At 37.5% G+C, this 10,837-nt stretch carries 11 protein-coding genes; 4 read left to right on the forward strand and 7 right to left on the reverse strand.

Annotated elements, in window-relative coordinates; translation table 11 throughout:
* Nucleotides 1-90: 90 nt before the first annotated feature.
* Nucleotides 91-786, reverse strand: coding sequence for a 2-C-methyl-D-erythritol 4-phosphate cytidylyltransferase (locus tag NZ519_07820; protein ID MCS7028656.1), 696 nt, complete (start codon nucleotides 784-786; stop codon nucleotides 91-93).
* Nucleotides 787-829: 43 nt separating this feature from the next.
* Nucleotides 830-1,468: a hypothetical protein gene (locus NZ519_07825; protein MCS7028657.1), complete on the reverse strand. Its 639-nt coding sequence runs from the start codon at nucleotides 1,466-1,468 to the stop codon at nucleotides 830-832.
* Nucleotides 1,469-1,529: 61 nt separating this feature from the next.
* Here NZ519_07825 and lhgO point away from each other — a divergent pair, with 61 nt between their 5' ends.
* Complete coding sequence (gene lhgO / locus NZ519_07830) at nucleotides 1,530-2,735, forward strand: L-2-hydroxyglutarate oxidase (GenBank protein ID MCS7028658.1); 1,206 nt, start codon at nucleotides 1,530-1,532, stop codon at nucleotides 2,733-2,735.
* Between the two features lie 13 nt (nucleotides 2,736-2,748).
* Here the strand turns inward: lhgO and ung are convergent, their stop codons facing one another.
* The 3 genes from ung to NZ519_07845 form a co-directional block, all read right to left on the reverse strand.
* Nucleotides 2,749-3,417: a uracil-DNA glycosylase gene (ung, locus tag NZ519_07835; GenBank protein ID MCS7028659.1), complete on the reverse strand. Its 669-nt coding sequence runs from the start codon at nucleotides 3,415-3,417 to the stop codon at nucleotides 2,749-2,751.
* Nucleotides 3,418-3,419: 2 nt separating this feature from the next.
* Nucleotides 3,420-4,043: a DivIVA domain-containing protein gene (locus tag NZ519_07840; protein MCS7028660.1), complete on the reverse strand. Its 624-nt coding sequence runs from the start codon at nucleotides 4,041-4,043 to the stop codon at nucleotides 3,420-3,422.
* A gap of 72 nt (nucleotides 4,044-4,115) precedes the next feature.
* Nucleotides 4,116-4,880 (reverse strand): tetratricopeptide repeat protein, encoded by a 765-nt coding sequence (locus NZ519_07845; protein ID MCS7028661.1) that lies wholly within the window; start codon nucleotides 4,878-4,880, stop codon nucleotides 4,116-4,118.
* A gap of 87 nt (nucleotides 4,881-4,967) precedes the next feature.
* Between NZ519_07845 and NZ519_07850 the strand changes: the two genes are divergently transcribed.
* Both NZ519_07850 and NZ519_07855 read left to right on the forward strand, forming a co-directional pair.
* Nucleotides 4,968-7,070: an OmpA family protein gene (locus NZ519_07850; protein MCS7028662.1), complete on the forward strand. Its 2,103-nt coding sequence runs from the start codon at nucleotides 4,968-4,970 to the stop codon at nucleotides 7,068-7,070.
* Nucleotides 7,071-7,074: 4 nt separating this feature from the next.
* Nucleotides 7,075-7,650, forward strand: coding sequence for a phosphatase PAP2 family protein (locus NZ519_07855; GenBank protein MCS7028663.1), 576 nt, complete (start codon nucleotides 7,075-7,077; stop codon nucleotides 7,648-7,650).
* On the opposite strand, the gene NZ519_07860 is transcribed toward NZ519_07855, so the two are convergent.
* Both NZ519_07860 and NZ519_07865 read right to left on the reverse strand, forming a co-directional pair.
* Nucleotides 7,610-7,798 carry a hypothetical protein gene (locus NZ519_07860; protein ID MCS7028664.1) on the reverse strand — a complete coding sequence of 63 codons (189 nt, stop codon included), beginning with the start codon at nucleotides 7,796-7,798 and terminating at the stop codon, nucleotides 7,610-7,612. The two genes, NZ519_07855 and NZ519_07860, sit on opposite strands and share 41 nt — an antisense overlap.
* A 58-nt stretch (nucleotides 7,799-7,856) precedes the next feature.
* A complete protein-coding gene (locus tag NZ519_07865) occupies nucleotides 7,857-9,644 on the reverse strand; it encodes a hypothetical protein (protein MCS7028665.1) in 1,788 nt (595 codons plus the stop codon).
* 189 nt (nucleotides 9,645-9,833) lie between these two features.
* Between NZ519_07865 and NZ519_07870 the strand changes: the two genes are divergently transcribed.
* Nucleotides 9,834-10,700 (forward strand): T9SS type A sorting domain-containing protein, encoded by an 867-nt coding sequence (locus tag NZ519_07870; GenBank protein MCS7028666.1) that lies wholly within the window; start codon nucleotides 9,834-9,836, stop codon nucleotides 10,698-10,700.
* Nucleotides 10,701-10,837 lie beyond the last annotated feature (137 nt).

The raw sequence follows: 10,837 nt of genomic DNA on the forward strand, positions 1-10,837 counted from the left end.
CTCCTCCCCCGGCCGGGCTGTGCGCCCCCCCCCCCGACCCTTGCGTTAGCAAGGGGCACGCCCAAAAAGAAAAAAACAACTCACACAATCTTAGGAGCAAGAATTTCGTAACAAGTATTCAGCTAAATACAAGTCCTGCGGAGTAGTAATTTTGATGTTATGGTCAGCAATCAAAATCGTAAAAATTTGATGCCCATATTGTTCCATTAAAGAAGCATCATCCGTAATGTATTGAGGTTCAATTTCTATCTGCTGCAAATACACATTAAGCATATCCTGCAACAAAAATATCTGAGGTGTTTGTACAACCAGATACTTATCACGAGGCACGGCTTCTGTACCACTACTGACAATTTTTCTTATACTCTCTTTGAGCGTAGTGCAAACTACACAGTTATTTTTTTGTTGAGCAACTTCAAAAGCCTGCCGAATGTCCTGTATTTTAATGCAGCATCGTACGGCATCATGCACTGCTACATATCCATTGGGCAAAGAAGATAAATGCTTTAAGCCATTTCTTACAGATTCAAAACGCGTTTTACCCCCTGCTATAACTTCAATACACTCAAAATTGGCTACATGCCGTTGAATAATCTGCTGCGTATATTCCATCCAATCCAAATGAGTAACCACTACAATTTTTTTTATGTCAGGTACGGCTTGTAAAAAACGAAATAGAGTATGAATGAGAATAGGTTTATTAGCTATTTCAAGGAACTGCTTAGGTCTATCGGCTTGCAGTCTTGTGCCTAAGCCCCCTGCTACAATAATCGCATATTTATTCATTACGCAAATATAACTTTCATACAAACGCTAGATTAGCTGAATTTTAGCCCCGTATAGTTTTGAAGCTGTACGCTAAGTTGATAAATGGATAAACAGTTAGCCATTTAGTAGCAAATGGGAATAGAAATTCTGCGTTTCCTTTCAGAAAGGGTACTAACATGGCTTGCACACCAGGCTGTATAAAAAAGGCTCTTCGCTTGTATTCTCTTCGTATCCAACCTGATAGCATTAAACCTGCTAAAAATCTACGCCCTTCACCAGGAATAATCCCTTTATCTCGTTCTAAAAATAGAATATCGGCTACAGGTCCAAATAAGAGTGCATTTTCGTTAGGTCTATTGAACTTTTCTTTACGTATTTTGAACAAAAGACCTATTTCAGCATAATGAAAACGTATATCGCCGTTAATTTTGATGTTCGTATCCTTAAACTCTGCGGTAAAGCGTGAGAAGCCCCTGTATCCTACAAATGCATGAAAGCCATACTTTTTGCCACAAAAATATCGGGAACAAAATACATTAGCTTGCATACCTACATGCCCGTCAACTTTTTTTAATCCCAATTGCAAAGGATAGTTATATCCAGGTCCTGCGGCAATACCTATTTCCGTAATTGCATACTGCGCTCGGAGTACCTGCCATAAACCTAAAAAAATGAATATCAAGACAAGCGTTTTACCCATAAGCTTAAACAAAAATACAAGTTTTTTGTTTGTTGTAAATGGGCTTGTATTTTTGCTGATTATGAACTATGACATTGTGATAGTAGGAGGAGGAATTGTAGGTTTAGCCACTGCGTATTTCTTAAGACAAAAACTTTCGGATAGATATACCATTGCCGTATTAGAGAAAGAAAAAGAGTTAGGTTTTCACCAAACAGGGCATAATTCAGGAGTAATTCATTCAGGGATTTACTACAAGCCTGGTTCATACAGAGCAAAACTTTGCGTACAGGGGCGTAGAGCATTAGTTAAATTTGCCAAAGAACATCATATTCCTCATGAGGTATGTGGTAAAATAATTGTTGCCAAAGATGAAACCGAAGTTCCGTATTTGGAAACCATTTATCAAAGAGGAATAGAAAACCAAATTGAAGGTGTGAGTTTAATAAGCAGTGAGCAAATTAAAGAATTTGAACCTTATTGTGTAGGCGTTAAAGCTATTCATGTATCTTGCACGGGAATTATTGACTATAAAGTTGTAGCTCATAAATACGCAGAAATTTTTGTATCCAAAGGAGGAATAATTTTGACTAATCAAGAGGTAAAAGGATTTGAAAGGAAGGCAGAAAATACTTTAATCTTTGCAGAAAATAATACGTATGCCGCCAAGTACGTTATAGCCTGTGGTGGATTGCAAAGTGATAGGTTAGCACTGTTGTACGGCTTGAAGCCTCTTACTCGGATTGTAGGTTTTAGAGGTGAGTATTATGAACTGCTGAACAAGGAGAAAGTAAAAAATTTAATTTATCCTGTACCTAATCCTAAATTTCCTTGGTTGGGTGTACATTTTACGCGTATGATAAACGGCGAAGTAGAGTGCGGACCTAATGCAGTTTTTGCTTTTAAGCGCGAGGGATACACAAAAACAGCTTTTTCATGGAAAGATACAATAGATGCTCTACGATTCAGGGGCTTTCGCAAGCTAACTACAAAACACTTTTCATACGGAGTTAAAGAGCAATGGCGTTCATTGTCCAAAAGAGCATTTTTGAAAAGCCTACAAGGTCTAATTCCTTCGCTGACTATGGAAGAAATTCACCCTGGCCGTGCAGGAGTACGTGCTTTAGCCCTTCATCCCGACGGTAGTATCGCAGATGACTTTATTTTTGAGCAAACTGAAAACTCAATTCATGTTCTCAACGCCCCTAGCCCTGCAGCTACGGCATCCTTAGCTATAGGTGATACTATCAGCCAAATGGCAATAGAAAAATTCGGACTTAATGGATAGTTCTCTTTATTCATCACCACTGAATAGGTTCTAAACCATTAGCTTGGAGAAAGGCATTCGTTTTAGAAAAGTGCCTGCATCCAAAAAAACCTTTATCCGCTGAATAAGGGGAAGGGTGGGCAGCTTTGAGTACTAAGTGATGAGGATTAGTAATCAACTTTTCTTTGCTTTGGGCAGGTTTTCCCCACAATAAAAATACGATAGGTTCTTTGCGTTCATTAAGGGCTTTTATGGTTGCGTCTGTAAATTCTTCCCAACCTTTATCCTTATGTGAAAAAGGCTTATCTTTTTCCACAGTAAGGCAAGTATTGAGTAAAAAGACACCTTGCACTGCCCAGCGAGTTAGGTTTCCGCTTTTAGGTGGAATTATTCCTAAATCATCTTGTAGCTCTTTGTAGATATTTTTTAGCGAAGGAGGAAGCGGCACACCATCATTGACCGAGAAAGCTAATCCATGTGCTTGCCCTTCGCCGTGATAGGGATCTTGTCCTAATATGACAACTTTTACTTTGGGGTAAGGAGTATAGGCGTACGCATTAAAAATTTCACTTCCTTTGGGATAGATGATTTTTTGCTTGGCTTTTTCTTGTTTGAGAAATAAAACCAAAGCTTCAAAGTAAGGTTTATTAAATTCAGCAGAGAGAACTTGCTTCCAAGATTCTTCTATTTTTACCTCTGCCATATTTACAACTGATTAAGTATGTCATCTAAATCTGTCAGAGATGAGTTTATAGGTTGGGCTTGCTTATTTTGGGTTGGTTCCTCTTGTATTTTTAAGGTAGGCATCTCATTTTCAGAGAGTTCAAAGGTGTCTAATCTAACTTTTTCATTTCTTTCAAAGGCTTTCAGTCTTTCTGTTTGAATAGCTAAAAAGGCACGCAACTGCTCAATAATATCATCTCTTCGGCTAAGTATTTCGTTATACTCTCGTTCTACTTCTTTAATTTTTTTGCGCAAGTCTGCTTGAATTTTTTTCTCTTCTTCGTTTGCTCGGGCAATAATTCGCTCTGCGGTTATTTTGGCTTCCTGAATGTGTAGTATAGCTTGTTTTTCAGCATTTTCTAGAGTTTGTTGAGCGGTAGTTTTAGCTTGCATAAGCGTATCACGAAGGGCTTGTTCTACTTCTTTGAGCGTAGAAAGCTCTTGGGTCAGCTTAGCAATATTCACTTTAAGTTGGCGATTTTCCTCTTGCAGCTTTTCCCATTCAAGAGAGAGATTGTATAAGAAAGCCCTGACTTCATCTTTATCATATCCACCGAAAGAAGCTTTGTTAAAGGTCTGCTGACGTATATCTAATGGGCTAATCATCTCGGCTAAATTACGAATAATTAAGAAAAATGAAAAAAGCAACGGAACACGTTTTCCATTGCTTTCAAAAACTTAGCGAGAGTATTTTACCAAAGCAATATTTTTGTCTACTTCTTTAGCTTCCTGACTATCAGGATATTCATTTTTTATTTTTTGGTAGCAAGCCAAAGCTTCATCATATTTTTTCATTTGCTCGTAAACTCTACCTGCGTGCATCAAAAAAGCAGGAGATAAGTTAGAAAGTGGGTAGACTTCTGCGGCTTTTTTGTAGTATTCTGCGGCTTTTTCTTTGTTGAGCTTATCTTCATAGATGGCAGCCATTGTACCATAGGTAGTAATAGCTAATATATTTTTGCCAGGTTTGTACTTTTCTAAATACTTCAAAGCTAAATCTTTATTTCCTTTGCGGTAGTAAATCATACCTAGTTCGTAGTTTGCTAAGTTACCTACTTTGGTATTGGCGTACTCTTTGGCAATGTATTCTAATCCTTTGTTTTGCCCATCACCTTTGATAGCTTTGTCTAGTGCCGTAGAGTCTTTGGGAGCAGATTCAGCAATGTTTTGGGAAAAATACATAGTAGCTTTTGCGGCTTTTTCATTAGCCTCACTTTCATCTCCCCCAAAAAAGTAGAGATATGTCAATATCAAACCTGTAACTAATACAATTATCCCCAAGCCATATAAAATTTTCTTTTTGTTTTGTATTAAAAACTGTTCTGCTTTGGGCGCTTGGGAGACAATTTCCTCTATTTGCTTATCCTCTAAGCTAATTTTTTGTTTCTTTTCTGCAACACTTTTCTCTTCTGACGTAGTTAATTTTTCTTCTGACATGGGCATCAAAGTTGAGACCTGCAAAACAAATAAATTTTGGACAAAAAAACAAGTTAATGTAACTTTGTATAGTAAATATGAGTTTTTTAGACTATGCGATGTTTACTTTTGCTGATACTTTTAGCCTATAGTACCTTACATGCACAAAAAGTATGGTTTGAAGACGATTTTAATGATTACAGCAAAGGCTGGACATACGGAAACACTACTGAAACGCAAAAAGAGATTAAAAACGGGGTGTATAGAATTACAGTAAAAGAATCAGATGCAAATGCTTGGGCTTTTTGGAATTACAGTATATTTCTAGACCCCGAAAAAGATTTTTCTATTGAAGCTACTATGAAGCAGGTTAGTGGCTTAGAAAATTCTAGCTACGGTATAACTTGGGGTAAAGACGTTGACAATGCTTATTGTTTTTGCATCTCCTCTAATGGATACTACATTTTGTATTCATACATCAATGGACAATATACTGACATCCAATCTTGGGAAAAAACCTCTTCTATCAATCGAGCGGGAAATTGGAACGTGGTAAAGATAGTACAAAAAGGACGAAAGTGGGATTTTTTTGTCAATAACGAAAAGGTTTACAGTACTTTTGTAAAAAAGCCATTTGGAAACTGTGTGGGCTTCATAACAAATAAACAAATAACTGTTGAAGTGGATAAACTAGTAATTCGGCAAGATAATCTGATTAACGTCGTTCCGAATGCACCAAGTTATGTAAAAAAGAAAAATCTTGGTAACACTGTAAATACTAAATACGAGGAAGTTTCTCCTGTCATTTCTCCTGATGGCAAAACCTTGTTTTACGGCATAAAAAGATGCCCCGAAAATGTAGGAGGCGCAGAAGATGCCGAAGACGCATGGTACACTACAAGCTTAGACGAAGTACATTGGTCCCCCAGAAGAAATTTGTCTAAACCCCTGAATAATTCCAGTGCAAATGTAGTTATCTCCGTTATGCCTGATAACAACACTATGATAATGATGCATAGATATAAAAACGATGGTACTTACAAAGGGCAAGGATTATCCATCACTTACAGAACTGAAAACGGTTGGAGTGTTCCCGAAGACATTCTAATTGAGGACTTTTATAATCATGCTAAATATAACGAGTTTTTTGTTTCCGCAGATAGAAAAGTGCTACTGATGACTGTGCAAAGAGAAGATAGCTATGGTAACAAAGATATTTATGTTTCTTTTGCCACAGGTGAACGCAGCTACTCTAAACCTATGAATATCGGCAAAACCGTCAATACAGTAGGAGATGAAGTAAGTCCATTTTTAGCTCCTGATGGTGTAACTTTATACTACTCCACAGATGGCAAACCTGGATATGGCAGCCACGATATTTTTGTTACGCGCAGATTAGATGACACTTGGAAAAACTGGTCAGAACCGCAAAATTTAGGTCCAGGCATCAATACTAACAAATGGGATGCTTATTATACCGTGTCTGCATCAGGTAAATATGCTTACATGGCTAGCACAGAGGGAGCAATTGACGGATCTTCGGACATTATACAAATAGAAATACCCCAAGAAGCTAAACCTAAACCCGTACTTATTGTGTATGGAAAAGTTCTAAACGCTAAAACAAATGAACCCATTGCCACTAACGTTACATACAGAGATTTATCCACAGACCAAGAATTGGGAATAGCACGCTCTAACCCCAAAGATGGAAGCTATAAAATTGTGTTACCCCAAGGCAAACGATACGGCTTTTTTGCAAATAAGCAAGGATTTTTGGCTACAAGTGAAAATTTAGACACCAAAGACCTAAAAGAATTCAAAGAAATTGAAGTCAATCTTTATCTTACGCCAATTGAAGTAGGTCAATCTATACGCCTTAATAACATTTTCTTTGAACCTAATAGTGCCAGCCTACAAGCCGAGTCGTACAGCGAACTTAAACGCCTAGCGGACTTCTTAAAATCTAATCCAAATATCGTAGTGGAAATTGCAGGACATACGGACAATGGGGCAGCAGGAACTGACCCAAACTATTTGATGCAACTCTCTCAAAATCGTGCAAAGTCTGTAGCAGAATACATACTCAAATGCGGAGTAAATACAAGTCAAATCATCTATAAAGGCTATGGTAATACCAAACCTATTGCCAACAATGCTACCCCAGAAGGTAGAGCAAAAAATCGCAGAGTGGAGTTTATTATTTTGAAAAATTGAAAACATGCTAGAAATTTTGCTTAACTTAGACAAACAGCTGTTTCTTTGGATCAACAACAAACATTCTACTTTTTGGGACGTAGTAATGTATTGGATTAGCGATAAATACATTTGGACGCCACTATATGTGTTTTGGTTAGTTTATTTGATTGAGGAGTATGGCAAAAAAGGGGTGTGGATCTGTCTTTTTGTGATAGTACTCATTTTTATGACCGATGGAACAAGCAATTTACTATTGAAAGAAAACATAAAACGCTTGCGCCCTTGCCACGCCTTAGCGAATGTGCATTTAGTCTTTGAAAAGTGCGGGGGAATGTATGGTTTTGTATCTTCCCATGCGGCAAACATGTTTGGCTTGGCTACCTATTTAACTTTATGGCTGCATAAAGATATCTCTCATTTTGGAAAATTTGCCTTTCTATGGGCAAGCTTGATTGGATATTCTCGTATTTATTTAGGTGTGCATTACCCTTTGGATGTTATTGGTGGGGCAGCAGTAGGTATAGTAATTGGGTGGCTTAATTACAAGTTTGTTCAAACTAATGTTTTACCCCGCTTATTTTTTGAAGCAAAAGCGTAAGACTAAAAAAGCTATACGAATTTAAATTTTCTGATTTATATTTTTTGGGCGTGCCCCTTGCTAACGCAAGGGTCGGGGCATTCCGCACGTAGCCCGTAGCACGCCGACCTTGTGGGCATGAGCGCAAGCGAAACGCCCACAAGGACACGCCCCAAAAATAAACTTTACTTACTTAAAAAACAGGACTTTACAAAGACTTCGCAAACTTATCTCCAATCCAACACTACACAAGATAGATGCTCCTTCGTGTTTTCAAAACGCCGCAAAACTTTGTTCATTTTAGCAGATTGGATAAAAAAATACTTATGCGGATAAACTAAAAAACGAACCTGATTAGCCTGACAAAAATGTAATATCTGCTCTTCCAAAGAACTTTGATAGCTATACCTAAAAGGAAGCTTTGTTTGAATTATCTGCTCCGTAACCACATCATAATCTTTTGGATTGGTATTTCTATCAAAATAAATGTTTGTAGCTAATAGCGGAATTATACGCACAGGTTTATCTTTCCAACAAAATAGGTCTGTTTGCCGAGTGTCATAGTACCATACGGCTGCCCCTTTGTCCAAAATGTCCAAAGTGCTTAAATAGGCATATATCTCATCAATCCAATGATTATCCACTGCTGTCCTCTGAAAATCCCTTTTGTACCAAAGACTTTGAAACAGTGCTACAAGCAGCACACAACATAAAACTACTTTTACCTGTCTTAGCTGGGAACGGATTGCCACAAGCCATGAATACGACCATAAAAAAGGTAACAAAAGCAAAAACAAAAATTGATAACTATCATACCAACGGTAGAACATAACCTGCAAAACATAGCCCACAACCGCCGTTGTACATAACACAAACATACTTTCTCTATCTTGTTTTAGTCCCAAAAACGTAGGGAGATAGAAAAAAAACACAAAGCACAGAAAATAGCCCTGCATATAGATAAACTTGTTGTTCAAAGTAGGAAAAAAGTAAGTAAAGTTGTCATTTGAGAGATTAGGTTCAGCAGTGAAGAAGTAAAAAGTTAGTATCCAAATAGTAGTCCATGCGGCGCATATAAGCGCCAGTTTGTTTTGATTGCGTACAAATTCTGCAAGCATTAAAAAAATAGCTATCGGAAAGGTAAGAATGGAAAATATCGGCAAAAGAGAAAAGACTATCCAACGCAGTTTAGAGGGTATCAGTATGAAGAGTAAAGCCACTGTCCCTATTACCATAAATTTGGGAACTCCTATCATGCTTGAATACCGCGTAAAACTGAATTGGGTATCGTAGTAAGGAAGTGAAAAATTCAACCATCCTTGAAAAGTGATAAAACCACAAGCTAAAATGAACCAAAATACATCTACCTTTTTTTGATACTGTTCAAGCAGCGCAAGCAAACCTACAATAAGCGTTAGTTGTAAAATAGGGATAAGTACCTGCATTGCAAGCCAAGTAGGCTGAAGGTTCCAAAAAGTTTGTATAGCCGCATGTAGCCATATTTCTATGTAATGATAGGGAAAAAGAAAAGACGTATTTTGCCAATGGTAGTAAGTTTCTATCCCTGTTTTTTGTAAGTGTAAGCTTATTTTTATGCTATGTAAAATGTCAAAATGGGGGAGGTACAGACTGTTTCCTTTGAGGGATACACAATAAAAATTGAGAATTGAAGTCCATGCCCAAATAATTGGGAGTAGAAATAAAGGTTTTATGAGTTTTTTGTACGTTTTAGGTTGATATGAGGTCAATTCTGCTGAGGGGGAGGTTTTGGTTATTACCAAAGCTAATACTATCAGAGGTAAAGAACCTGCTAATACAGTTTTTGCTTGGGTGTAATACAAAGCAGCTGAAATTGCCCAAACATATTGACCAATACATAAAGCATAAAATAAGAATTTCCATTGCATGGAGAGTTTTATTTTGAGTGTTTGAAGTATGAATATTCCTGTACTTAATAAAAGCATCAGCTGCATAAAGCCTATTCCACTGTACATTAAGGCGGTTTTCCAATACATACAAAAGTAGATGTACCCAAAATTAGGAATATCTGCTAAAATGAACTAAGTGTTTCAAATACTCAAAAGGTGTAAGCACTTACTAACCTTCTCGGTACTCGGGCTAACTTATGTATAAACTTACTACGTTTAATACATGGTATGAAACATTATTCATTTTCATTGTTACTGCTAATTGCTGTTCTCTGTGTGAATTTACATTCACAGACCACCAGTATTACAGTGGTAAGCCCTAATGGTGGTGAAACGTGGTATGCACTTTCTAATCAAACTGTGCAGTGGACATTTACAGGATCTCCTCCCACAGTGAACATATACCTGTCTACTGACAATGGTGTTACGTGGAATAATGTTGCTTCTCTTGTAGCATCAGGCAGTTCAGGGGGTACACACACAATGATTGTCCCACTTGTAACTTCAAACCAATGTTTAATTAAGGTAGTTGATGCAGTAACGCCTTCAATTAAGGATAGTAGCAATAGTGTTTTCAGTATTGTACAGCCGAGCATAACGGTAGTAACTCCTAATGGTTCAGAAATTTGGAATATTGGTTCTACTCAGAATATCAAATGGAATAGTGTTGGTTCTATAAGTGCAGTGGACATTGAAGAAACTCGCGACAATGGTGCTACCTGGAATGTTATTCAAATGGGCGTTCCTAATGGTAGTAGCGGTGGAACATACGCTTGGTTAATTGGTGGTAGTGCTTCTACACAGTGCAAAGTACGAATTAGAGATTTTATGTTTCCACCTATTCAAGATGAAAGTGATGCGGTATTTACCATCATGGCGCCATCAAGTATTGCTCATTTGAACTTTGAATCTATTAACGTATATCCTAATCCTACTCCTGAACACTTAACTATGGAATTACCTTCGGGCATGTACGCTTTGACCTTGACAGACATGAAAGGTAAAACAATAACTCAATCTAATATTGCGGTTCATGGAGGTATAATTACGTTTAATCTTTCTAATGTTCCACAAGGGATGTATATTTTGCGTTTGCAGGACGCGAATCAAAAAACTTACATTCAAAAAATAGAAAAAATGTAGCCTCAAAGGAGTGATTATTGTGTTGTTAGGGGCATTTAGTTGCCCCTTTTTTTGTTTTTAGTCAAAAGTGTTGTTGTTTGAAAAAAATAATTTTTCTTTTTGGGCGTGCCCCTTGCTGACGCAAGGGTCGGGGCATT

This window comes from Bacteroidia bacterium (assembly GCA_025056095.1).
Taxonomy (GTDB): Bacteria; Bacteroidota; Bacteroidia; order JANWVE01; family JANWVE01; genus JANWVE01.